Genomic DNA, 23,509 nt, shown 5'->3' with positions numbered 1-23,509 from the left:
CATGGCGGGGGAGAGAAGCCTGACGGCGAATCGCCGTCGCGGCGAGGTGGCGGCACGGCTCGGCGGGAGAAACCGCCGCCTCGTGCTGACGCTCGGCGCGCTGGCGGAACTGGAGGCGGCCTACGGGGCCGAGGACCTGGCGGCGCTGACCGGGCGCTTCGCCGAGGCGCGGCTGTCGGCGCGCGACGTCATCCGCATCCTCGGCGCCGGCCTGCGCGGCGCCGGCGAAACGATCTGCGACGAGGAGGTCGACCGGCTCGACCACGCCGACGGCATCACGGGGCTGGCGCTGCTGGCGGCGGAGCTGCTGCGGGCGACCTTTCTCAACAGCAACGACGGCGATCCGCCGCCGGACCCTTGAGCGCCGCGCCCGCAGGGCCGCAGGCGGGCGCGGCGGAGATCCGTCCTTTTCCCTGGGACGCGGCGATGGGCCTGTGCATGGGCCGGCTCGGCTGGCCGCCGGAGAGCTTCTGGCGGGCGACGCCGCGCGAAGTGGCGGCGCTGCTGGCCGGGCTGAATGGCGGGCGCGCGAGCCAACAGGCGCCGCTGCGGCGCGCCGGACTGGACGCCTTGATGCGGCGCTTCCCCGACGCGGCGGATGGCAACACGGAACGGCAGGAGGGCGTGGATGAGCGCGGACGGACTGGAGCTTGAGGAGGCCGAGCGGCTGCGCACGGCGATGGAGGATGTGCGCTCCGCCTCGCGCGAGGCGGCCGGGGTGCTGTCGCGCGGGCTGCGCCAGGCGCTGGTCGACGGGCGCTCGCTGGAGCAGGTGCTGCGCTCGGCGGCGTTGTCGCTGTCGAACCGGGCCCTGAGCGCGGCGCTCTCCCCGGTGGAACAGGGGATCTCCAGCGGGATTTCCGGCCTTGCCGGACGGCTGTTCTCAGGGCTGGCATCGGGATTTTCCGGCGGCGGCATCCTGCCCTTCGCCAAGGGCGGGGTGGTCGCAGCGCCCGGCTATTTTCCGCTGCCGGGAGGCGGCGCGGGCGCGCTCGGGCTGATGGGCGAGGCGGGGGCGGAGGCGGTGCTGCCGCTGTCGCGCGATGCGAGCGGCCGGCTCGGCGTTGCCGCGGGAAGCGGCGGACAGGGCGTGCCGCAGATCGTCTTCAATGTGGAGGCAAGGGATGCGGAGAGCTTCGCCCGTTCGGAAGCGCAGATCGCAACAATGGTTGCCCGCGCCGTCGGACGGGGACGGCGCGGGCTTTAACGTCGGGCCCGAAGAGGAGGGGCTCAGGCACCGGCGTATCAGGTGGCGGCGAGCATCGCCGCGATTTCGTCCTTCAGGCGAAGGCGCTGCTTCTTGAGCGTTTCCAGAACCTCGTCGGAGGCTGGCGTCACATCGGTCTCGACCCGGTGAATCTCCCTGTTGACCTCGTGATACTTCTCGGCGAGCCGCGCGAAGTGGCCGTTGGACGTCTTCAACTCGTGCAACGCCGCAGTCTTGTCCGGGAATTCCTCATGCAACTCGTGGGGAACATGACCCATGTTCGGTAGATCTCCTGTGACGCGAAGAGACTGCCCCGCCGCGGCGGAGCGGACCTTGAGGAAGATCAAATTCGACGCGTTTTGTTTCGCCTCATCGAAAAAAGCTGGAGGGCCGCGATGACGCCCGGATTCATCGAGGAGCGGTTCCCGCTCGGCGTCGCCTTCGGCGCCAGCGGCGGGCCGCAATGGCGCACGGAGGTGGTGACGCTCGCCTCCGGCGCCGAGATGCGCAATGCCCGCTGGGCCGGGTCGCGGCGGCGCTATGACGCCGGCACGGGCGTGCGCTCGCTCGCCGACCTGCAGGAGGTCGCTGGCTTCTTCGAGCGCATGCGCGGGCGGCTGACCGGCTTCCGCTTCCGCGATCCCTTCGACAACCTGTCGGCGGCGAGCGGCAACACGGTCGGCCCGCTCGACTGCCGGATCGGCACGGGCGACGGGACGCGGGTAGAGTTTGCGCTTGCCAAGACCTACGGCACCGGCGCGGGCGCGGCGCTGCGGCGGATCGAAAAGCCGGTGACAGGCTCCGTGCGGGTCGCCGTCGGCGGCACGGAGCTCGCCGAGGGGACGGGCTTTGCCTGCGATCCCGCGACCGGGTTGGTGACGCTTACCGCGGCGCCGGCAGCGGGGGCGATCGTCACCGCCGGCTTTCGCTTCGACGTGCCGGTGCGCTTCGACACCGACCGGCTGGAGCTGAGCCTCACCCATTTCGAGGCCGGGCGCGTGCCGACGATCCCGCTCGTGGAAATAACCCCGGACGGGGGAGAGGCGCCATGAGGACGGTTCCGCCGGGGTTGGCCGCGCGCGCGGGCGCGCAGGCAACGACGCTCGCCACCTGCTGGCGGCTGACACGGGCCGACGGCATCGTGCTCGGCTTCACCGACCATGACCGGGTGCTGTCCTTCGAGGGGACGGAGTTCCGCCCCGAGCTCGGCTTCGAGGCGAGCGCCACGGACATGGCCCCGGATTTCGCCGCCGGCACCAGCGAGGCCGCCGGCATCCTTGCCTCCGACCGGATCGCCGAAGCGGACCTTGCCGCCGGATTGTGGGACGGCGGGCGGGTCGAGATCTTCCTGGTCGACTGGCAGGCGCCGGAGCACCGGATGCTGCTGCGCCGCGCCGTCATCGGCGAGGTGACGCGGGCCGGCAATGCGTTCCGCGCCGAGCTGCGCGGGCTGGCGCATCTGCTCGACATCCCGCAAGGGCGGGTGTTCTCGCATCTGTGCGACGCCGATCTCGGCGACGGGCGCTGCCGGCTGGATCTCATCGCCGGCGGCTTCCGGCTGGAGGGAACGGTGGCGGCGGGCTCGACCGCCGGGCGGATCAGGGTGGAGGGCATTGCCGGGCCGCCGCGCGACTGGTTCGCCGGCGGGCGGATCGAGGCCGGCGGGCTGGTCGGCGAGGTGGTCTCCGACCGGGTGGAGGAGGGCGTGCGGATCGTCGAACTGATGACGCCGCTCGTCCAGCAAGTGGCCGAGGGCACGGCCGCGCGGCTGACCGCCGGCTGCGACAAGCGCTTCGCCAGTTGCCGCGAGAAATTCGCCAACGCGCTCAACTTCCAGGGCTTTCCGCATATGCCGGGCTCCGAGCGGGTGCTGGCCTATCCGAGCCGCGGGGCGGCGGAGAACGACGGCGGCGCGCTGGTGCGCTGAAAGACTTCACGATCACGGGAGGCAGGCGATGGTTCTGCGAAGCGACATCCTTGGCGAGGCGCGGCGCTGGATCGGCACGCCCTATCGCCATCAGGGAAGCTGCCGGGGCGCGGGCTGCGACTGCCTCGGCCTGGTGCGCGGGGTGTGGCGGGCGATCCACGGCACGGAGCCGGAGGCGCCGCCCCCCTATAGCCGCGACTGGGCCGAGGCGGATGCGCGCGAGACGCTGCTCGCCGCCGCGCGCCGGCACATGCAGGAACGCAGTCTCGACGAGGCGCAGCCCGGCGACGTGCTGCTGTTCCGCTGGCGCGACGGGGCGCCGGTGAAGCATGCGGGCTTCCTCTCCAGCGATCTGGCGGGCGCGGGGCCTGCGATGATCCACGCCTACGAGGGCCTGTCGGTCTCCGAAAGCCCCCTGGTGCCGGCCTGGCGGCGGCGGATCGCCGCCGTCTTCGCCTTTCCGGAGGCGCGCTGATGGCAACGCTTGTTCTGGCGGCCGCCGGCAAGGCGCTGGGCGCCGCCTTTCTCGGCAGCACCGGCGCGATCCTCGGCCAGGCGGCCGGCGCGCTGGCCGGCCATGCGCTCGACCAGCGGCTGTTCGGCCAGACCCGCACCATCGAGGGGCGGCGGCTGTCGGATCTCTCCGTGCAATCCTCGGCGGAAGGGGCGCCGCTGCCGCTGGTCTATGGCCGGGTGCGGCTTGCCGGGCAGGTGATCTGGGCGACCCGCTTCGAGGAGGAGGTGCGCGAGGAAACCAGCGGCGGCAAGGGCGGCGGCGGAGGCGGCACGCGGGTGCGCAGCTACCGCTATCACGCAAGCTTCGCCGTGGCGCTGTGCCAGGGGCCGATCTCGCATGTCGGGGCGATCTGGGCGGACGGCAAGCCGCTGGAACTGACCGGCGTCACCTGGCGGCTCTACAAGGGCGAGGCGGGCCAGCCGCCCGACCCGCTGATCGCGGCGCTGCAGGAGGCAACGCCCGCCTATCGCGGCACCGCCTATGCGGTGTTCGAGCGGCTGCCGCTCGAGGAGTTCGGCGACCGGTTGCCGCAACTGACCTTCGAGGTGGTGCGCACTGTCGAGCCGCTGGAGGAGATGGTGCGGGCGGTGACGATCATCCCCGGCGCGGGCGAATTCGTCTACGAGCCGGCGGAAGTGACCTGGACCGTGCGGCCGGGCGTCTCCGAACGCGCCAACCGCCACGTCTCCCACGCGCCGAGCAACTGGACCGCCTCGCTCGACGAGCTGCAGGCGCTGTGCCCGAACCTGGAGCAGGTGGCGCTGGTGACGGCGTGGTTCGGCGACGACCTGCGCGCCGGCCACTGCACGCTGCGCCCCAAGGTGGAAACGCGCGGCCGCCAGACGCGCGGCGCGACATGGCTGGTCGCAGGCCTCTCCGGCGCGGTGGCCGAGGAGGTGAGCCGGCACGAGGGCCTGCCCGCCTATGGCGGCACGCCGTCGGACGCGAGCGTCGTGCGGGCGATCCGCGACCTGAAGGCGCGCGGGCTGAAGGTCGCGCTCTATCCCTTCCTGCTGATGGACGTGCCGCCCGGCAACGGCCGGCCCGACCCTTACGGCGGGGCGGAACAGGCGCCGCATCCCTGGCGCGGGCGCATCACCGGCGCGCTGGCGCCCGGCCTTGACGGCTCGCCGGATGGAACGGCGGCGGCGGGCGCCGAGATCGCGGCCTTTGCCGGCACGGCGCATGCGGGGCAGTTCGCGCCGTCGGGCGACGGGGTGTCGTATTCTGGCCCCGGCGAGTGGAGCTATCGCCGCTTCGTGCTGCATCACGCCGCGCTCGCCAAGGCGGCCGGCGGGGTCGATGCCTTCCTGATCGGCTCGGAAATGCGCGGCCTGACAAGGCTCAGCGACGGGCCCGGCAGCTTCCCCTTCGTCGAGGTGCTGCGCCAGTTGGCCGGGCAGGTGCGCGCACTTCTCCCCGAGGCGGCGATCACCTATGCGGCCGACTGGAGCGAATATGGTGCGTACCAGCGGGAGGGAGGCGAGTTGCGCTTTCCGCTCGATCCGCTCTGGGCCGATCCGCAGATCGATGCGGTCGGCATCGATGCGTACTTCCCGCTCGCCGACCAGCGCGAGGACGGCGACCCGGACGGCCATGACGATCCTTACGACATCGCGGCGCTGGCCGGGGCGGTCGTGGGCGGCGAGGATCACGACTGGTATTATGCGAGCGAGGCGGACCGGCGCGCCGGGCAGCGCTCACCGATCAGCGACGGGGCGCACGGCAAGCCCTGGGTGTACCGCGCCAAGGACTTGAAGGGCTGGTGGTCGAACCCGCATGTGGAGCGGGTCGGCGGGGCGGAGGTCGGCGCGCCGACGGCCTGGGTGCCGCAGTCCAAGCCGATCTGGCTGACGGAACTGGGCGTGCCGGCGATCAGCCGCGGCGCCAACCAGCCGAATGTCTTCTTCGACGCGAAATCCTCCGAATCCGCCTGGCCGCGCTTTTCCGACGGCGGCCGCGACGACCTGATCCAGCGCCGGGCGCTGGAGGCGGTGATCGGCCACTGGTCGGGCTGGCATCCGGACCTTACCGCCGGCGACAACCCGGTCTCGCCGCTCTATGGCGGGCCGATGGTCGATCCGGCACGCATTCACCTGTGGGCCTGGGACGCGCGGCCGTTTCCGGCCTTTCCGACGGCGACGGACCTGTGGGCCGACGGCAGCAACTGGCGCGCCGGCCACTGGCTGAACGGCCGGCTCGGCGGTCTGTCGCTGGCCGGGCTGGTGCGGGCGATCGCCGCGGACTTTGGCCTGCCGGATGATCTGATCCGGCTCGGTGGCCTGACAGGCACCCTGGACGGGATCGCGCTGGCCGGCCCGGTGGCACCGCGCGACGTGCTGGCGCCCTTGATCGAGGCGCATGGCGCGGTCGCGGTCGACCGGGGCGAGGCGCTGGCGCTGCTGCCGGCCTGGTCGCCGGCCATCACCGAACTGGATGCGGGCGCGATCCTCGCCGGCGACGGCGACCGGCCGGCGCTGTCCTTGCGGCGCGGCGAGATGGCCGAACTGCCGGCGGAGGTGCGGATCGCCGCGCGTGATGCGACCCGCGAGCACCGGCGCTTCGTCGTCTCCTCACGGCGGATCGAGGGGCATGGCGCGCGGGTGGAAGAGCTGGATCTCGGCGCGACCCTCGACCCGGCGCTGGCGGCGGGACTTGCCGACCGGCTGCTGCTGCGGCGCTGGAACGAACGCGAGGAGGCGCGGCTGGCGCTGCCGCCGGGGCGGCTGGAACCGGAGCCCGGCGACGTGGTGCGGCTTCTCGCCGACCCGCTGCTGGGGCGCGAGGAGGCGCTCGACATCCGCATCGACGGCGTGGAGGAGGCGGAGGGGCGGCGGCTGACCGGCAGGGTGGTGCGCCGGCCGCCGCCGAGCGCTGCCCGCGCCATCGGCGGCGAGGCGCGGCCGCGCAGCATCACCGCGACGGCCGGCGGGGTGGAGGCGGTGATCCTCGACCTGCCGCCGCTGCCCGGCGACAGCGCGCCGCAGGCCCCGCGCCTTGCGGTGTTCGGCGCGCCCTGGCCGGGGGCGGTCGACGTCTATCGCTGGCGCGACGGGTTGTCGCCCGTCCGTCACGCAAGGGCCGAGAGCCCGGCGCTGATCGGCACGCTGGTGAACGAGTTGCCGCCGGGACCTGTGGCGGTGTGGGACCGGGGCAGCCGGCCGGTGGTGGAGATTTCCGGCGGCACCCTGTCCTCGGCGAGCGAGGAGGCGGTGCTGTCGGGGGCCAATGCGCTGGCGGTGCTGGGCGGGGCCGGCGGGCTGGAAGTGCTGCAATTCGCCGGTAGCGAACTGGTCGGCCCGCGCCGCTACCGCCTCTCCATGCTCTTGCGCGGCCAGCAGGGCACGGAAGACGCGGCGCGCGCGCCGACGCCGGCCGGCAGCCGGGTGGTGCTGATCGACGACGCGCTGCTGCCGCTGCCGCTGACCCTCGACGAGATCGGCATCGGCTTCTTCTACGCGGCGCTGCCGGCCGGGCATGCGCTCGACAGCCTCGCCCGCATCGACCTTTCCCATACGGCGACGGCGCGCGGGCTGATGCCTTTCGCGCCGGTGCATGGCCGCGCGCGGCGGTTGGCGGGCGGCGAGGTGCGGTTCGAGTGGATCCGCCGCACGCGCATCGGCGGCGACGGCTGGCGCGAGGGCGACGTGCCGCTGAGCGAGGAGCGCGAGGAGTATCTCGCAGAACTGCTGGATGCGGGTGGTATCGCCCGCTGGTCGGCGAGCGTGACAAGCCCGCTGGCAACCCTGACGGCGGCGCAGGAGACGGCCGCCTTCGGCGGGCCGCAGACGCTGTTCCGCTTAAGGGTGCGGCAGCTCTCGGCGAGCGTCGGCCCGGGGCTCGCAGGCCTCTTCGAACTCCATCCCTGATTTCATCCACGCAAGGGAGAGACCCATGAAGGTGAGCGAACGGGGCCTGGCCTTTGTCGCCAGGCACGAGGGATTTGTCGCGGGCGCGTACCGTGATCCGGTCGGGGTGCTGACCATCGGCTATGGCTTCACCATGGGGAGCCGGCTCTTCGCCGAGAGCTGGCGCAAGGCGCATGGCCGCGCGCTCGCGCCCGGTGACCGGATCTCGCGCGCCGAGGCCGACCGCCTGCTGCGGCGGCTGATCGACGAGGAATACGGGCGCGAGGTGACGAAGGCGCTCGGCACGCTGCCGCAGCACCGGCACGACGCGGCCTGCTCGGTCGCCTACAATCTGGGGCCGCGGGCGCTGCAGTGGCGCTGGGCGACCGCGCTCAAGGCCGGCGATGTCAAAGGCGCGGCCGGCATCCTCGGCGCCAATTACAACACCGCCGGCGGGCGCAAGCTCGCCGGGCTGGTGCGCCGGCGCCAGGAAGAGGCGCGGCTGCTGCTGACCGGCGATTATGGTGACGGCAAGGGGAGCGGCGTTGCGGCTCCCAGTGGTGTCCCGCAGACCGGCGGCAGCCTGCTCGCCCGCCTCGCAGGCCTGGTGCTGGCACTGCTCGCCCGGCTGCGCCGGAGCTGATCCCTTTCATCCCCAAACTTTGCGAAAAGGAGACCGCCATGCGCGGCTGGAGAACCCTTGCCCTCAATCTTGCCACCGGCCTTGCGGTGATCGCCGCCGAGATGGCGGGCTTTCTCGCCGGGATCGACTGGGCGGCCGCGCTCGGCCCGCGCGAGGCGCTGTGGCTGGTGGTGGCCGTCAACCTCGCCAATATCGCGCTGCGCCACGTGACGCGCGGGCCGGCCGGCTGGTGCGACCGGAACAGGGAGGGCGGCCGATGAGCGCGCTGCTCGCCCTTCTCGCCGGGCCGCTGCTCAAGGCGCTGGTCGGACTGATGGAGCGGCGCCTGTCGGCGAAGGAGCGGGAGGGGGAACTGGCCGCGGAACTCGCGGTGGAGGAGATCCGCGCCGAGATGCAGGCACGGGCCGAGGCGCGCAAGGTGCTGATCGCCGAACAGGGCCATCTCCTGTCCGCCGGGCGGATCGGCCGGCTGCTGTTCGTGCTGCCGCTTGGTGTGTGGTGGGCGGCGGTGATCGCCGATTCGATCTTCCGCTTCTCCTGGAACGTGGCGGCGCTGCCGGCACCGCTGGATGAGTGGGCCGGCGGCATCGTGCTGTCGCTGTTCCTGGTCGACGGGGCGCAAGGGGTGGCACGCAGCCTGCGCGGCGGCAGGGGCGGCTGAGCGGCGTTTTTCGTGCAGCTCCTGCACCTTGCGTTCATGTGCTATTCAGGCGAACCCCGCTATGGAAGACGCATGGTCAGGCAGCTACATATTCGCAAGGTCCCGCGTCGCGTCGCATTGGCGCTGGCGGTGACGCTTGCCCTCCTTGTTCCCGCCACGGCGCAGGCTGAGTGCCTGAGCCAGCGCGAGGCGCGACAGGCCGTGGAAGCCGGCGAGGCGCGCCCGCTCGGCAGCGTCGCCGGCAGTGCCGGCGGCGAGATCGTGCGCGCCGAACTGTGCCGGCAGGGCGGGCAGCTCGTCTATGTGCTGTCGGTGCTGGCCGGCGGGCGGGTGCAGGAGCGGGTGATCGACGCCCGCTCGGGACAGGTGCTGCGCTGAGCGGTGCCTGCGAACATCAATCGCGGTAAGGAACAGGCCCGACCATGAGACTGCTCGTTGTGGAAGACGACAAGGACCTCAACCGCCAGCTCGTCGAGGCGCTGGGCGAGGCGGGCTATGTGGTCGACACCGCCTTCGACGGCGAGGAGGGGCATTTCCTAGGCGATACGGAACCCTATGACGCGGTGGTGCTGGATCTCGGCCTGCCGGTGCTCGACGGGCTGTCGGTGCTGGAGCGCTGGCGCCGCGACGGGCGCGCCATGCCGGTGCTGATCCTCACCGCCCGCGACCGCTGGTCGGACAAGGTCGCCGGCATCGACGCGGGCGCCGACGACTATGTCGCCAAGCCCTTCCACATGGAGGAGGTGGTGGCGCGGCTGCGCGCCCTGCTGCGCCGCGCGGCCGGCCATGCCAGCAACGAGATCAGCGTCGGTCCTTTCCGCCTCGACATCCGCGCCGGCAAGGTGACCAAGGACGGGGCGACGATCAAGCTGACCTCGCACGAGTTCCGCCTGATCTCCTACCTGATGCATCACAAGGGCCGCGTGGTCTCGCGCACCGAGCTGATCGAACATCTCTACGACCAGGATTTCGACCGCGATTCCAACACGATCGAGGTGTTTGTCGGGCGGCTGCGCAAGAAGCTCGACAGCGACCTGATCGAGACGGTGCGCGGCCTCGGCTACCGGATCGGCGAGCCGGATGCCTGACGTCGAACCGCAGGCGGAGCAGCCCGCCGCCGGACGGCGCCGCCGCCAGCACTCGATCGCCACCCGGCTGATCCTGGTGGCGGCCCTGTGGTCGCTGGCGGCGCTGCTGGTGACCGGCTTCGTGCTCGTCGCCATGTACCGGGAGGCGAGCGAACGGGAGTTCGACGCGCGCCTCGACGTCTATCTCAAGGCAATCATCGGCGAGATGGCCGCCGGAACGCCGAGCGAGCCGGCCGAGCCGGGCAATCTCGGCGACCCGCGCTTCGACCTACCGGCCTCGGGCTGGTACTGGCTGGTGATGCGGGCGGAGACCGGCGAGGTGCTGTTCTCCTCCATGTCGCTGCTGGGCGACCGGCTGCAACTGGAGGCGCCGCCGCCCGGCGAGGTGCTGCGCTCGCTCGTCGTCGGCCCGCGCTCGGCGCAGTTGCGCGTGCTGCAGCGGACCATCATCTTCGGCGAGGCCGCCGCCTATCGCATCGCGGTCGCCGGCGAGACGGCGGAACTGCGCGAGCGCGAAACCGACTTCGCCGGCCAGGTGGCCCTGACGCTGCTGGTGCTGGGGATCGGCCTTGTCGGGGCGATCTTCCTGCAGGTCCGCGTCGGCCTGCGGCCGCTGGCGGCGCTGAGCGCCTCGCTGGCGGCGGTGCGGCGGGGCGATGCCCAGACCGTCGACGAGAACCTGCCGCCGGAACTGAAGCCGCTGGCGGTGGAACTGAACGCGCTGGTGCGCTCCAACCGCGAGGTGGTGGAACGCGCCCGCACCCATGTCGGCAATCTCGCCCACGCGCTGAAGACGCCGCTCAGCGTCATCCTCAACGAGGTGCGCGGCCAGCAGGCGCCGTTCGCCGGCAAGGTGGCCGAACAGGCCGAGGTGATGCGCGCGCAGGTCAACCACCATCTGGAGCGCGCCCGCATGGCGGCGCAGCGCCGGGTGATCGGCGTCTCTTGCGACGTGGAGCCGGTGCTGGCGCGGCTGATCCGGGCGATGACGCGCATCCACCGGGATCGCGGCATCGACATCTCCCTCGACATGAAGACACGCTTGCGCTTTCGCGGCGAGGAGCAGGACCTGGAGGAGATGACCGGCAACCTGATCGACAATGCCTGCAAGTGGGCGACCTCGCGGGTGCGGGTGAGCGTTGCCGCCAGCGGCAAGGGCGAGGGCGCGGAGCGGATCGTCCTCACCATTGCCGACGACGGGCCGGGCCTGGGCGAGAGCGAGATGGCCGAGGCGCTGAAGCGCGGCCGCCGCCTCGACGAGACGGTGCCGGGCACCGGCCTCGGCCTGTCGATCGTCGTCGATCTGGCGGCCCTTTACGGCGGCGACCTGGCGCTGGCCCGCGACCGCGGGCAGGGCGGCGGCGGCCTGTCGGCGCGGCTGACGCTGCCGGCGATCTGAGGGTGGCGGGACGGTGTCCGAGGGTCTTGAACGGACGCAGTTCGGCCACAAATACGTGTGTAACGTTTTGACAGGGATTTCGGGCCGATCCTTCCTCCCGGTTGGCGGTTACCGTCCGGTCATTTGGGCTTTCGGCGGCGCCTGTGCGCCGCCGCTCCGGTTGACGCGCATCTGGCCTCGGGTCCGGTAGAGGACCCGGTAGTGGGGCCCGGTAGCGGAGCCGGAGCTAGAGGGATGAAACGAGGGCAAGCGCGGATGAAGGCCGTGAGACTCGCCATTGCCATGGCCCTGGCCGCTGCCACGGGCGCTTGCGGCTCCACCGAAACGGTCGGCTCCGGGCCTGTCGTCGTCGGCGGCAGCCTGTTCGGCAGCGCCTTCAGCGCGCCGACCGTGCAGCAGTCGGAGGCCGATCTGGTGCTCGCCGACCTGCTGCGCACGGAAGCGGGGCAGGGACTGGCGATCGGCGACCGGCGGGCCGCCGCCACCGCGCTGCGCGGGGCGCTCGGCACCAATCGCACCGGCGAGACGGTGCAGTGGCAGAACCGCAGTTCCGGCGTCAGCGGCCGTGTCGTCACCGGTCCCAGCTACCAGGTCAACAACACCCTGTGCCGCGACTACACCCATGTGGTCAGCACGCAGGGCGTCGAACGCTCGATGCGCGGCGCCGCCTGCCGCGCCCAGGACGGCGCCTGGCAGCCGATCATCTGAGCCTGCCGCCGGATCTCCCGCAAGGAGCCGATCAGGAAGGCCCCGAACAGGCCGCCATTCGGCGCGGGCGTGAACTCGCGCGGTGAGGTTTCCTGCTCCGCGCGAGGGGCGGCGATCGCCAAGATTCGGTTAAACATTATCTGAAATTATCGCCGGATGATCCAACAGCCCCCTTCGAGCGCTGCCCGATGCCCGACCGGCACTATCTGACGGCAAAGATCCGGTCCTATCTGCAGGCGCTGTCGCCGCGTGCCATCCACACCCTGTTGCGGGGGCTGGAAGGGGCGCGGGCGCGCGGGTCCGACGATCCCCATCTCGATCTCATTCTCGATGCGTGCCTGAGCGCGGTGCGCCGCGACACCGGCATCGTGCTCGACGCGGCGCCGCGCGAAAGCTGGCTGCAACGGCTGTTCTTCGCGCCGGTCGAGGACATGCTGGTCGGCGAGACGCTGCCCGCCAAGGAGCGCGGCCGCATCGCCCGCGCCAGCCTGCCCCTGATCTGGACCTGGATCTCCCGCGATGTGGCGCCGGACCGGGTGGCCCAGGCGGTCGAGCGCTGCCGGCGGCTGGAAACCGAGCCGGACGAGGTGATCGAACTGGCGGTGTCGCTGCGCCGCAACGTGCTTCTGCCGATGGAAAAGGCGCTGGCGGAGGCGCGCGCCGACGACCGCGTCCACCAGAAGACCAGCATGCTGCTGGGCGGCGAGCGGGCGCTACGCGACGCGGAGGATCTGGTCGCCGCCTTCCGCGAGGGCGGCTGGCTGGAGGCGCTGCGCGAAAGCCTGCCGGAGCGGCTGACCGAATGGGATTTCAAGCCGGGCAGCCCGGCGCTGATCCGCATCAAGGCGGTGACCGACCGGCATCCGGACGAGAGGGCGCTGGTCGCCTCCGTCGTGCTGAACCGGGTGGAAGCGCCGGAATCGATGCTGTCGCTGGCGGCGGCGCTCGCCGGCTCGACATCGATTCGCAAGATCGCCGAGAGCCGCTATGCGGTCTTCGCCGAAATGGCCCTGTCGGAGGTGGAACGCCAGGCCGGCATCGCCTGCGGCGATTGCAGCAACCTGAAACTCTCCAGCGCGATCGACGCTTACACCCGCATCGTCAAGGTGCTCGACCGGCAGTTCGACCTGACGGAAAAGCCGGCCTGGCACAAGCGGGTGGCCGAAACGCGCCGCATCCTGTCGAACCTGATCGCCCGCGACCTGGAACTGGCCACCGGCAACATCCGCCGCCTGCTCGTGGTTCCGACGCTCGACGCCGACGGCGAGCCGCAGATCGACGGCGCGCTGCTGGACGGCGCCCATCGCGGCGTGATGCTGGTCGGCAAGATGCGCGACGCGGCGGAGAATCTCGCCGTCAACGAGATCACCGCCCGCACCCGTCAGGCGCTCGATCAGTCGCTGGAGATCAAGACGCGGGCGCTGCTCTCGGCCCTCGCCGAGGCCGGCGAGACGACGCGCAAGGCGCATCTCGTCGCCGTCGATATCGCCATCGAACTGTGCGAGGCCTTTTACGGCAAGGACTATGCCGACCAGTTGCGGCGCAGCCGCAAGGCGGCGCTGACGCCGAAGCCGGACGCCCGGCAGATCGCCTCCTGATCTCGTCTCCTGATCCCATTCCCTGATCTTGGCCGACCTCGCCGGTGCACCGGGCGGGCGGAGGCACGCGGGGCGGCCGGGCGACGTGTCGCCGTTGAACGGATCGTGATCGGGGTCGTTTCGGCGCGACCGCCTGTCACAGGTCGCTTATACTTGCGGAAATCGCCGCGGCACGGTCTATATCCTCCTCATGACGCTTTGGATCGCTTTCTCCATCCTGACGGTGCTGGCCGCGCTCGCCGTGCTGGTTCCGCTCGCCCGTTCCGGCCGCGACGAGGCCGCGGTCGCCGCCTTGCACGATGCCGAGGTCTACAAGGCCCAACTGGCCGAGGTCGATCGCGATCTCGACCGGGGCCTGATCTCGCCGGAGGCGGCGCAGGCCGCGCGCACGGAGATCGCCAGGCGGCTGATCGCCGCCGACCGCGAGGCACGCCAGACCGGCTCGCAGACAGGGGAGGCGGGCAAGGCCGCGGCCGTGGCCCGGCTGCGCCTGGTGCAGGGACTGGCGCTGGCCCTGGTGCCGCTCGGCGCCGTCGCCGCCTATCTCGCCTTCGGCTCGCCCGACATGCCCGACCAGCCGCTGGCCGCCCGCCTGGAGATGCCGGCGGACGGCCGCTCGCTGCCCGAACTGGTGGCGCGGGTCGAGCGGCATCTCGCCGACAACCCGGGGGACGGGCGCGGCTGGGACGTGCTGGCGCCGGTCTATATGCGCATGGGGCGGGCGGAGGACGCCGCCGCCGCCTATGCCGCCGCGATCCGGCTTCTGGGCTCCGATCCGCGCCGGGAGACCGATCGCGGCGAGGCGCTGGTCGTCGCCAATAACGGCATCGTCAGCGCCGAGGCGCGCGCCGCGTTCGAACGGGCGGTGAAGCTGGAGGCCGGAGCGGTGAAGCCGCGCTTCTTCCTGGCGCTGGCGCTGACCCAGGAAGACCGCAGGGACGAGGCGGTCGCCGCCTGGCGCGCCCTGCTGGCCGATGCGCGCGGCGGCGAGGCCTGGGCCGAGGCCGCGCGGCTGGAACTCGCCAAGCTCGGCGTCGAGACCGCCGAAACGGCGGCGGCGCCTGCAGCGCCAGGGCCGAGCCGCGAACAGATCGAGGCCGCGTCAGAGATGGCGGAGAGCGACCGGCAGGAGATGATCCGCTCCATGGTCGACGGGCTGGATCGGCGGCTTGCCGAGGACGGCGGCAGCATGGAAGACTGGATGCGGCTGATGCGCGCGCTCGACGTGCTGGGCGAGCGCGACCGTTTGCGCGAGGTCATTGCGCGCGCCGGCGAGGCGCTGAAGGATGACCCGGCCGCCGTCGCCGGCGTGCGGCAACTGGCCCGCGAACTGGGCGAAGGCTCCTGAGCGGCACAAACTGGTGGGCAGCGACGGGAACGGACGAAGCAAGATGACCCGCAAGCAAAGACGCATGACGATGATCGCGGCCGCCGGCGGCGTGCTGGCCGTTGCGGTGGCACTGATCCTGGTGGCGCTGAACGACCAGATCGTCTTCTTCCAGAGCCCCAGCGACATCGTTGGCAAACAGTTGCCGGACGGCCAGCGCATCCGCCTCGGCGGACTGGTCGAGGACGGCAGCGTCGAGCGCGGCATGAATGCCGAGGTGCGTTTCGCCGTGACCGACACGGTGGAAAGCGTCAATGTGGTCTATGTCGGCCTGCTGCCCGATCTGTTCCGCGAGGGACAGGGCGTCGTCGCCGAAGGCGTGATGAAGGGCGACGGCTGGTTCCATGCCGACAACGTGCTGGCCAAGCACGACGAGAACTACATGCCGAAGGAAGTGGCCGAGGCGCTCAAGGGCAAGGGCGTCTGGCAGGGCGAGGACTAGCCGGACCCGATCCGGCCGCGCGCGGGCGATATCGCCTGCCGAGTTGAGGGAGACGATCGGGGATGATCATCGAGATCGGCCATTTCGCGCTGATTCTGGCCTTCGTGCTGTCGGCGCTGCAGAGCGTCGTGCCGGTCTGGGGCGCGGTAACCGGCGACCGCCGGCTGATGGCGGTGGCGCCGCCCGTCGCCGGCATGATGTTCCTGCTGGTCGGCATCGCCTTCGCGGCGCTGACGCAGGCCTACATGGTCTCGGACTTCTCGGTCGTCAACGTGGTCGAGAATTCCCATTCGGCCAAGCCGGACCTCTACAAGATCACCGGCGTGTGGGGCAATCACGAGGGCTCGCTGCTGCTGTGGGTGCTGATCCTGGTGCTGTTCGGAGCGCTGGTCGCCGCCTTCGGCCGCAACATTCCGATGGAACTGAAGGCCGCAACGCTCGGCGTGCAGGGCTGGGTGACGGCCGCCTTCCTGCTGTTCATGCTGGCGACCTCCAATCCGTTCCTGCGCGCCTCGCCGGCGCCGATCGAGGGCAATGACCTTAACCCGATCCTGCAGGACGTGGGCCTGGCGATCCATCCGCCGCTGCTTTACGTCGGCTATGTCGGCTTCTCCATCGTCTTCTCCTTCGCCATCGCCGCGCTGATTCTCGGGCGGGTCGACGCGGCCTGGGCCCGCTGGGTGCGGCCCTGGACGCTGCTCGCCTGGATGTTCCTGACGCTCGGCATCGCCATGGGCTCTTACTGGGCCTATTACGAGCTCGGCTGGGGCGGCTACTGGTTCTGGGATCCGGTCGAGAACGCCTCGTTCATGCCCTGGCTCGCCGGCACGGCGCTGCTGCATTCCGCCATCGTCATGGAAAAGCGCGGGGCGCTGAAAGTGTGGACGGTGCTGCTCGCCATCCTCACCTTCTCGCTGTCGCTGCTCGGCACGTTCCTGGTGCGCTCCGGCGTGCTGACCAGTGTCCATGCCTTCGCCACCGATCCGGCGCGCGGCACCTTCATTCTCGGCATTCTCGTGGTCTTCATCGGCGGCTCGCTGGCGCTCTATGCCTGGCGCGCGCCGATGCTCAAGCAGGGCGGGCTGTTCGCCCCGGTCAGCCGCGAGGGCGCGCTGGTGCTGAACAACCTGCTGCTGACGGTGGCGACCGCCGCCGTGCTGATCGGCACGCTCTATCCGCTGCTGCTGGAGGTGCTGACGGACGAGAAGATCTCGGTCGGTCCGCCCTTCTTCAACCTGACCTTCGGGCCGCTGATGATCCCGCTGCTGCTGGCGATGCCGTTCGGCCCGTTCCTGGCGTGGAAGCGCGGCGATCTCGCCGCCGTCGGCCAGCGGCTCTACGCGGTCGCCGGCCTGGCGCTGCTGGCGATGCTGGTGACCGCCTGGATGGAGGGCGCCGAGAAGATCCTCGCCGCGCTCGGCGTCGGCCTCGCCGCCTGGGTGATCTGCGGCGCGGCGGCCGAGATCCTCTCGCGCGCCCGCTTCCGCGATGTCGGCCTGTCGACCGGCCTTGCCCGCCTTGCCGGCCTGCCGGGATCGGCCTGGGGCACGGCGCTCGGCCATGCCGGCATCGGCCTGACGCTGCTCGGCATCGTCGCCGTCTCCGCCTTCCAGGAAGAGAAGGTGCTGACCATCCGTCCGGGCGAGAGCGTCGAGATCTCCCACTATTCGCTGGCCTTCGCCGGCCTGGCGCGGCGCACCGGCCCCAACTATGTCGACGATGTCGGGCATTTCGACATCTATCGCGGCGGCGTGAAAGTCGCGGTGGCGGACCCGGCCAAGCGGCTTTACACCGCGCGGCGCATGCCGACGACCGAGGCGGGCATCGTCACCTTCGGTCTGTTGTCGCAGGTCTATGTGTCGATCGGCGAGGTCCATGCCGACGGCGGCGCCGATATCCGCCTCTATTACAAGCCGCTGGTGACCTTGATCTGGATCGGCTGCCTGGTGATGAGCTTCGGCGCCGTGCTGTCGCTGTTCGACCGCCGGCTGCGGGTCGGCGCTCCCAAGCCGGCCGCCCGCAAGATGGTCGCCGCCGGGCAGGGGGCCGAGTGATGCGCCCGCTCCGCCTGCTGCTGCTCGCGCTCGCCATGCTGGCCGTGGCCCTGCCGGCGGCGCGCGCGCTGGCGCCGGACGAGGTGCTGGACGATCCGGTGCTCGAGCAGCGGGCGCGGGAGCTCTCCGCCGAACTGCGCTGCATGGTCTGCCAGAATCAGTCGATCGACGACAGCGACGCGCCGCTCGCCAAGGACCTGCGCGTGCTGGTGCGCGAGCGGTTGGTGGCCGGCGACACCAACGCCGAGGTGGTCGACTTCCTGGTTGCCCGCTATGGCGAGTTCGTGCTGCTGAAGCCGCGCCTGACGCTGCAGACGGTGGCCCTGTGGGGCCTGGCGCCGCTGGCGCTCGCCATCGGCCTGCTGGTGCTGTTTCTCGGCGCCCGCCGCCGCCGCGGGGCTGCTGCCGTCGCGGCCGGCGCCGCGACACGGCTGACCGGCGAGGAGCAAGCCGAACTGAACCGGATCCTGTCCCGCGACAGGGAGGCGTGATCGGCTCGCGGTTTCGTGGTTTGTTGGGCGTCGGCGCGGGCTTCGAAAGACACCCGCGTTCCGAACGACAAGATCGCCCGACGACGGAGAGCCCGATGCCCGCACAGCCTGTCCGACTGACCTTCGAGGGCCATGACGGCGCCGAACTGTCCGCCCGGCTCGACCTGCCGACCGGCCGGGTGCGCGCCTATGCGCTGTTCGCCCATTGCTTCACCTGTTCCAAGGACGGGGCGGCCGGCCGGCGCATCGCCGAAGCGCTGACCCGCGAGGGCATTGCCGTCCTGCGGTTCGATTTCACCGGGCTCGGCGGCTCGGGCGGCGACTTCGCCTCCACCAATTTCTCCTCCAACGTGGCGGATCTTCTCAAGGCCGCCGCCTTCCTGCGCGAGACCCATGCGGCGCCGAAGCTCCTGATCGGCCATTCGCTGGGCGGCGCCGCGATGCTGGCGGCCGCGCATGAAATCCCCGAGGCGCTGGCGGTCGCGACCATCGCCGCGCCGGCCGATGCCGATCACGTCCTGAAGAATTTCCGTGCCGATCTCGAGCGGATCCGCGACGACGGCGCGGCGGTGGTCGAACTGGCCGGCCGCCGCTTCACCATCGAGAAGCAGTTCCTGGAGGACATCGCCGAGCAGAACGTGCGCGAGCGCGTCGCGCATCTGCACAAGGCGCTGTTGGTGCTGCACGCGCCGCGCGACGAGACGGTCGGCATCGACAATGCCACACGCATCTTCGTGGCGGCGAAGCACCCCAAGAGCTTCGTCTCGCTGGACAGTGCCGACCACCTCTTGACCGATCCGGCGGATGCGGCCTATGCGGCGGGCGTGATCGCCGCCTGGGCGAGCCGCTATATCGGCATGGAGGCGGAGGCCGCACAGGTTGAGGCGAAGGGCGTCGAGGTCAGCGAGACCGGGCTCGGCAAGTTCCAGGCGATGGTGGTGGCCGGCCGGCACCGGCTGATCGCCGACGAGCCGGAGGCGGTCGGCGGTCTCGACAGCGGACCCTCGCCCTACGGCTATCTGTCGGCGGCGCTCGGCGCCTGCACCGTGATGACGCTGCGCATGTATGCCGAGCGCAAGGGACTGGCGGTGACGCGGATCTCGGCCACGGTCACCCATGGCAAGGTGCATGCGGCGGATTGCCTGGAGTGCACGCAGGAGCTTCGCGGCCGGGACGGGCGCATCGACCGCTTCGAACGGCGGATCACCATCGAGGGCGATCTGGATGCCGAAACCCGCGCGCGGCTGCTGGAGATCGCCGACCGCTGCCCGGTGCATCGCACGCTCGAGGCCGGGGCTGTGATCGTCACCCGCGAAGCGTGAGCCGCTGCGCCCGACCCACTCCCGCAACATTACCAAAGCTTAATTTCGCCGACAGGCGGCTGTAAGGCGGCGTGTTCCATATCAGTCGGGACAGTCGGCGAACGCTTCCCCGCGAATGACCGCCGGCTCGAAGGGTCCTGACCTCCGGACGCCGTCCGGTTCCTGATGTGGAGAGAGCAACACATGTCGACCAAACAGATCCCCTCGGCCATCCGCCGTCTGCCGCGCCGCCGTGCCGGCCTTGTCGCCGGTGCCCTGGCGCTGGGTCTTGCCGGCGCGATGAGCCTGCAGACCGTGGTGCCGGGGCAGTTCGCCCTTGCCGACCCGGTGCGGGTCGAAACCGAGGCGCCGCAGAACTTCGCGCCTGTCGTTTCGGCGGTGAAGCCGGCGGTGGTGAGCGTGCGGGTGCGCACCGACGAGACGCCGCGGATGATGTCGTCGCGCGACGGGGGCATCCCCGGCTTCGAGGACCTGCCGCAGGATCACCCGCTGCAGCGCTTCTTCCGGCGCTTCGGCGGCGAGCCCTTCGGCAGCGAACAGCGCCGCGAGCAGCAGCCGCGCCGCCACGGCATGAGCCAGGGGTCCGGCTTCTTCATCACCGGCGACGGCTATCTGGTCACCAACGAGCATGTCGTGGCCAACGGCAAGACCTTCACGGTGATCACCGATGACGGCAACGAATACGAGGCGAAGCTGATCGGCGCCGACAAGCGCACCGACCTTGCCCTGCTCAAGGTCGACAGCGCGGGCCAGACGTTCACGTATGTGGAGTTCGCCCCCGAGGCGCCGCAGGTCGGCGAATGGGTCGTGGCGGTCGGCAATCCGTTCGGCCTCGGCGGCTCGGTGACCGCCGGCATCGTCTCGGCCCGTGGCCGCGACATCGGCGCCGGTCCCTATGACGACTTCATCCAGATCGACGCGCCGGTGAACCGGGGCAATTCCGGCGGCCCGGCCTTCAACGTCAAGGGCCAGGTGATCGGCGTCAACGCGGCGATCTTCTCGCCCTCGGGCGGCAATGTCGGCATCGCCTTCGCCATTCCGGCCTCGACGGCCAGCACGATCGTCAAGGACCTGCAGAAGGACGGCACGGTGGTGCGCGGCTGGCTGGGCGTGCAGATCCAGCCGGTGTCCAAGGACATCGCCGAGAGCGTCGGTCTGAAGGACGCCAAGGGCGCGATCGTCGCCGACGCCCAGGGCGACAGCCCGGCGCGCAAGGCCGGCATCCGCTCCGGCGACACGATCCTGAGCGTGGACGGACAGTCGGTCGACGGGCCGCGCGACCTCGCCCGGATGATCGCCGCCTATCCGCCGGAGACCGAGGTCACCCTCAATGTCTGGCGCGACGGGCGCGAGCAGGACGTCAAGGTCATCCTCGGCCGGTTGCAGGATGACGGCCCGGCGACGGCGGCGGTCCAGCCGACCGGCAAGGACACGGCCTTCGTCGACAGCCTCGGCATGGAACTGGCGGCGGCAAGCGCGATGGGCGCCGGCGAGCGCGGCGTGGTCATCACCGACATTCCCGCCGACAGCCCGGCAGCCGAAAAGGGCCTGCAGCGCGGCGACGTCATCCTCGAGGTGGCGGGCCAGCCGGTCAGCAACCCCGGCGAGGTCGCCGGAGCCGCCCTTGCCGCCAGCGAAAACGGTCGCAAGTCGGTGCTGCTGCGCGTCGAGCGGAACAATGCCTCGCGCTTCGTCGCGGTACCGGTCGACCAGAACAGGGGCTGAGCGGCAGGCGGCGCGCCGGACAGGGTGCGCCGCCGCCGCCAACGAAACCGGATGACGCCGCCCGACGAGCCAAGCCCCCGAACGGCGGCGCGGCATCCGGAAGGTCACCGGCATGCGAGGGGCAGGTCCGCAACCGCCACCAGACGCATGCCAGGGGACCGGGGCCCCGGACCGCCAGACGGTCCGGGGTTTTTCATGCCGTTCGACGCGGGCTCCTGCCGATGCTAAACCCAGCAACCGGAACCAGCCCGAGACCAAAGACCAAAGACACGGAAGAGGTCATGCGGATCCTGATTGTCGAGGACGACAAGGAAGCAGCGAGCTATCTGGCCAAGGCCCTGCGCGAGGCGGGGCATGTGGTCGACCATGCCGCCGATGGCGAGACCGGCTACGATCTGGCCGCCAGCGCCCCCTATGATGTGCTGGTGGTGGACCGGATGCTGCCGCGGCGCGACGGCCTGTCGCTGATTTCCGGCTTGCGCGCGGACGGCAACCACACGCCGGTGCTGGTGCTCTCCGCGCTCGGTCAGGTCGACGACCGGGTGACCGGCCTGCGCGCCGGCGGCGACGACTACCTGCCCAAGCCCTACGCCTTCTCCGAACTGCTGGCCCGGGTGGAGGCGCTCGGCCGCCGACCGCGCCAGCAGGAGGTGGAGACGAGCTATACGGTCGGCGACCTGACGCTCGACCGGCTGAGCCACACGGTGACGCGCTCGGGCCAGGACATTCCGCTGCAGCCGCGCGAGTTTCGCCTGCTGGAATACTTGATGCAGCATGCCGGCCAGGTGGTCACCCGCACGATGCTGCTCGAACATGTGTGGGAATATCACTTCGACCCGCAGACCAACGTGATCGACGTCCATATCTCGCGGCTGCGCGCCAAGATCGACAAGGATTTCGACCGGCCCTTGCTGCACACCGTGCGCGGCGCCGGCTACACGATCCGCGACAGCGGCCGCGCCGGCGCATGAGCGAACCGACGACGACCGGCCGGCTGTTCCGCACCACGGCGATCAAGCTGGCGCTGATCTATCTGGCGGCGCTGACGCTCGCCTCCGGCGCGGTCCTCGTCTATCTGTCGCAGAACACCGCGACGGTCCTGCGCGACCAGGTGGTGGACACGGTCGATGCCGAGATTTCCGGCCTTGCCGACCAGTATCGCATCGGCGGCATTCGCGCGCTTGTCGCCGCCGTCGACGCCCGCTCCCGCCGACCCGGTGCCAGCCTCTATCTCGTCACCGACTTCGCCGCCAATCAGCTCGTCGGCAATATCGAGCAGCTCGACGACCGGGTGCTGGCCGGCGAGAGCGGCGAGTTGCAGCGGGTGATGTACACCCCGATCGGCGGCGGGGCGCGCCGCGAGGCGCTGGTCAGGGTGTTCCAGCTTTCCGGCGGCTTTCGCCTGCTGGTCGGGCGCGACCTGCAGGAACAGCAGTATTTCCGCTCGCTGCTGGCCGAGGCGATGCGCTTCTGGCTGTTCGTGCTGGCGGCGCTCGGACTGATCACCTGGGTCTTCGTCAGCCGCCGCGTGCTGAAGCGCATCGATGCGATGACCGCGACCAGCCGGCGCATCATGTCGGGCGACCTCACCGAGCGGCTGCCGGTGGAAGGCAGCGGCGACGAGTTCGACCGGTTGGCGATCGGCCTCAACGCGATGCTGACGCGCATCGAGGTGCTGATGCAGGGCCTCAAGGATGTCTCCGACAACATCGCCCATGACCTCAAGACGCCGCTGACCCGCATGCGCAACCGGCTGGAGGAGGCGCTGCGCGGCGACCTCGCCGGCGACAGCAAGGCGCGCGCGGTGCTGGAAACCACCATCGAGGACTGCGACGCCCTGATCCGCACCTTCAACGCGCTGCTGCGCATTGCCCGTGTCGAGGCCGGATCCTCCGACGCCAGCTTCGGCGATATCGATGTCTCGGCGCTGGTGCGCGAGGTGGGCGAGCTCTACGCGCCGGTCGCCGAGGATGATGGCGGCGGCATGGAGCTGCGCGTCGCCGATGGGCTGACGGTGACGGGAAACCGCGAGCTGCTGGTGCAGGCGCTGATAAACCTTGTCGAAAACGCATTGAAATACGCTCGGCAGGAGGCGGGCGAGGGCGCTAGGGTGGAGCTGGAAGCGCGCATGGAGGGCGGTGACGTCCTGCTCGGCGTGCGCGACCACGGACCCGGCATCGCCGATGCCGACAAGGAGCGGGTGCTGCACCGGTTCGTGCGGCTGGAGGCAAGCCGCAGCGCGCCCGGCTCCGGCCTCGGCCTCAGCCTGGTGGCGGCGGTGGCGCGCCTGCATCACGGGCGGCTGGAACTGGCGGACGCGGAGCCCGGACTGGCGGCGCGGTTGTGGCTGCCGGCGGCCGGACGCGACGGCGAGGGACGGCCGGCGGGCGGCGACTGACGGAACGGCCCGGTGCAACGGGCGGATCGGGAGGACGGATTGAACGACAGTGTCGCAGCGCAGGGCACCGCGGATGGCGGCGACCGCAAGGGGA

Annotated in this window: 24 protein-coding genes; 23 read left to right on the top strand and 1 reads right to left on the bottom strand. The window is 71.0% G+C overall.

Features of this window, described 5'->3' with window-relative positions; genetic code table 11:
• Window position 1: 1 nt before the first annotated feature.
• Genes TSB10P1A_RS21505 through TSB10P1A_RS21495 form a run of 3 tightly spaced genes read left to right on the top strand, consistent with a single transcriptional unit; the run spans window position 2 to window position 1,207 of the window.
• Complete coding sequence (locus TSB10P1A_RS21505; RefSeq protein WP_186389978.1) at window positions 2–361, top strand: gene transfer agent family protein; 360 nt, start codon at window positions 2–4, stop codon at window positions 359–361.
• Window positions 358–654, top strand: coding sequence for a rcc01693 family protein (locus tag TSB10P1A_RS21500; protein ID WP_371515149.1), 297 nt, complete (start codon window positions 358–360; stop codon window positions 652–654). The genes TSB10P1A_RS21505 and TSB10P1A_RS21500 overlap by 4 nt, the downstream gene beginning before the upstream one ends.
• Complete coding sequence (locus TSB10P1A_RS21495; protein WP_186389977.1) at window positions 629–1,207, top strand: phage tail tape measure protein; 579 nt, start codon at window positions 629–631, stop codon at window positions 1,205–1,207. Before TSB10P1A_RS21500 ends, TSB10P1A_RS21495 begins: the two co-directional genes overlap by 26 nt.
• A 38-nt stretch (window positions 1,208–1,245) precedes the next feature.
• On the opposite strand, the gene TSB10P1A_RS21490 is transcribed toward TSB10P1A_RS21495, so the two are convergent.
• Window positions 1,246–1,485, bottom strand: coding sequence for a YdcH family protein (locus TSB10P1A_RS21490; RefSeq protein ID WP_186389976.1), 240 nt, complete (start codon window positions 1,483–1,485; stop codon window positions 1,246–1,248).
• A gap of 117 nt (window positions 1,486–1,602) precedes the next feature.
• On the opposite strand from TSB10P1A_RS21490, the gene TSB10P1A_RS21485 reads away from it, so the two are divergent.
• The 20 genes from TSB10P1A_RS21485 to TSB10P1A_RS21390 all read left to right on the top strand — a co-directional run bounded on the left by TSB10P1A_RS21485 (window position 1,603) and on the right by TSB10P1A_RS21390 (window position 23,415).
• Window positions 1,603–2,259, top strand: coding sequence for a DUF2460 domain-containing protein (locus TSB10P1A_RS21485; protein ID WP_186389975.1), 657 nt, complete (start codon window positions 1,603–1,605; stop codon window positions 2,257–2,259).
• Window positions 2,256–3,134: a DUF2163 domain-containing protein gene (locus TSB10P1A_RS21480; RefSeq protein ID WP_186389974.1), complete on the top strand. Its 879-nt coding sequence runs from the start codon at window positions 2,256–2,258 to the stop codon at window positions 3,132–3,134. Before TSB10P1A_RS21485 ends, TSB10P1A_RS21480 begins: the two co-directional genes overlap by 4 nt.
• Window positions 3,135–3,162: 28 nt before the next feature.
• A complete protein-coding gene (locus tag TSB10P1A_RS21475) occupies window positions 3,163–3,609 on the top strand; it encodes an NlpC/P60 family protein (protein ID WP_186389973.1) in 447 nt (148 codons plus the stop codon).
• The gene (locus TSB10P1A_RS21470) at window positions 3,609–7,520 is read left to right on the top strand and encodes a glycoside hydrolase TIM-barrel-like domain-containing protein (RefSeq protein ID WP_186389972.1); all 3,912 of its coding nucleotides are present in this window, start codon (window positions 3,609–3,611) and stop codon (window positions 7,518–7,520) included. Before TSB10P1A_RS21475 ends, TSB10P1A_RS21470 begins: the two co-directional genes overlap by 1 nt.
• Window positions 7,521–7,545: 25 nt before the next feature.
• A complete protein-coding gene (locus TSB10P1A_RS21465) occupies window positions 7,546–8,142 on the top strand; it encodes a lysozyme (RefSeq protein WP_186389971.1) in 597 nt (198 codons plus the stop codon).
• Window positions 8,143–8,180: 38 nt separating this feature from the next.
• Entirely contained in the window at window positions 8,181–8,402 is a 222-nt protein-coding gene (locus tag TSB10P1A_RS21460; protein WP_186389970.1) for a hypothetical protein, read from the top strand.
• Complete coding sequence (locus TSB10P1A_RS21455; RefSeq protein ID WP_186389969.1) at window positions 8,399–8,803, top strand: hypothetical protein; 405 nt, start codon at window positions 8,399–8,401, stop codon at window positions 8,801–8,803. The genes TSB10P1A_RS21460 and TSB10P1A_RS21455 overlap by 4 nt, the downstream gene beginning before the upstream one ends.
• A 72-nt stretch (window positions 8,804–8,875) precedes the next feature.
• Window positions 8,876–9,181: a PepSY domain-containing protein gene (locus TSB10P1A_RS21450; protein WP_208987169.1), complete on the top strand. Its 306-nt coding sequence runs from the start codon at window positions 8,876–8,878 to the stop codon at window positions 9,179–9,181.
• A gap of 44 nt (window positions 9,182–9,225) precedes the next feature.
• Window positions 9,226–9,891 carry a response regulator transcription factor gene (locus tag TSB10P1A_RS21445; protein ID WP_186389968.1) on the top strand — a complete coding sequence of 222 codons (666 nt, stop codon included), beginning with the start codon at window positions 9,226–9,228 and terminating at the stop codon, window positions 9,889–9,891.
• Window positions 9,884–11,290: an ATP-binding protein gene (locus TSB10P1A_RS21440; protein ID WP_186389967.1), complete on the top strand. Its 1,407-nt coding sequence runs from the start codon at window positions 9,884–9,886 to the stop codon at window positions 11,288–11,290. Before TSB10P1A_RS21445 ends, TSB10P1A_RS21440 begins: the two co-directional genes overlap by 8 nt.
• 255 nt (window positions 11,291–11,545) lie before the next feature.
• The gene (locus tag TSB10P1A_RS21435; RefSeq protein ID WP_186389966.1) at window positions 11,546–11,998 is read left to right on the top strand and encodes an RT0821/Lpp0805 family surface protein; all 453 of its coding nucleotides are present in this window, start codon (window positions 11,546–11,548) and stop codon (window positions 11,996–11,998) included.
• 188 nt (window positions 11,999–12,186) lie between these two features.
• Window positions 12,187–13,596, top strand: coding sequence for a hypothetical protein (locus TSB10P1A_RS21430; RefSeq protein ID WP_186389965.1), 1,410 nt, complete (start codon window positions 12,187–12,189; stop codon window positions 13,594–13,596).
• A gap of 190 nt (window positions 13,597–13,786) precedes the next feature.
• Window positions 13,787–14,944 carry a c-type cytochrome biogenesis protein CcmI gene (gene ccmI / locus TSB10P1A_RS21425; protein WP_186389964.1) on the top strand — a complete coding sequence of 386 codons (1,158 nt, stop codon included), beginning with the start codon at window positions 13,787–13,789 and terminating at the stop codon, window positions 14,942–14,944.
• 43 nt (window positions 14,945–14,987) lie between these two features.
• Window positions 14,988–15,425, top strand: coding sequence for a cytochrome c maturation protein CcmE (gene ccmE / locus TSB10P1A_RS21420; RefSeq protein ID WP_186389963.1), 438 nt, complete (start codon window positions 14,988–14,990; stop codon window positions 15,423–15,425).
• 62 nt (window positions 15,426–15,487) lie between these two features.
• The gene (locus tag TSB10P1A_RS21415) at window positions 15,488–17,479 is read left to right on the top strand and encodes a heme lyase CcmF/NrfE family subunit (protein ID WP_186389962.1); all 1,992 of its coding nucleotides are present in this window, start codon (window positions 15,488–15,490) and stop codon (window positions 17,477–17,479) included.
• Window positions 17,479–17,970, top strand: a complete 492-nt coding sequence (locus TSB10P1A_RS21410) for a cytochrome c-type biogenesis protein (RefSeq protein ID WP_186389961.1) — start codon at window positions 17,479–17,481, stop codon at window positions 17,968–17,970. Before TSB10P1A_RS21415 ends, TSB10P1A_RS21410 begins: the two co-directional genes overlap by 1 nt.
• Window positions 17,971–18,065: 95 nt before the next feature.
• Window positions 18,066–19,292 carry an alpha/beta fold hydrolase gene (locus tag TSB10P1A_RS21405; protein WP_186389960.1) on the top strand — a complete coding sequence of 409 codons (1,227 nt, stop codon included), beginning with the start codon at window positions 18,066–18,068 and terminating at the stop codon, window positions 19,290–19,292.
• Between the two features lie 183 nt (window positions 19,293–19,475).
• Complete coding sequence (locus tag TSB10P1A_RS21400) at window positions 19,476–21,017, top strand: Do family serine endopeptidase (RefSeq protein WP_244293201.1); 1,542 nt, start codon at window positions 19,476–19,478, stop codon at window positions 21,015–21,017.
• A 281-nt stretch (window positions 21,018–21,298) separates the two neighbouring features.
• Window positions 21,299–21,988: a response regulator transcription factor gene (locus TSB10P1A_RS21395; protein WP_186389958.1), complete on the top strand. Its 690-nt coding sequence runs from the start codon at window positions 21,299–21,301 to the stop codon at window positions 21,986–21,988.
• Window positions 21,985–23,415 (top strand): HAMP domain-containing sensor histidine kinase, encoded by a 1,431-nt coding sequence (locus TSB10P1A_RS21390; RefSeq protein ID WP_186389957.1) that lies wholly within the window; start codon window positions 21,985–21,987, stop codon window positions 23,413–23,415. Before TSB10P1A_RS21395 ends, TSB10P1A_RS21390 begins: the two co-directional genes overlap by 4 nt.
• The last annotated feature ends 94 nt before the right edge of the window (window positions 23,416–23,509 follow it).

The sequence above is a fragment of the Stappia sp. TSB10P1A genome (assembly GCF_900185725.1).
Classification (GTDB): domain Bacteria; phylum Pseudomonadota; class Alphaproteobacteria; order Rhizobiales; family Stappiaceae; genus Stappia.
The sequence above is the reverse complement of the archived record's forward strand: the minus strand, read 5'-3'. Positions and strand labels throughout refer to the sequence as shown.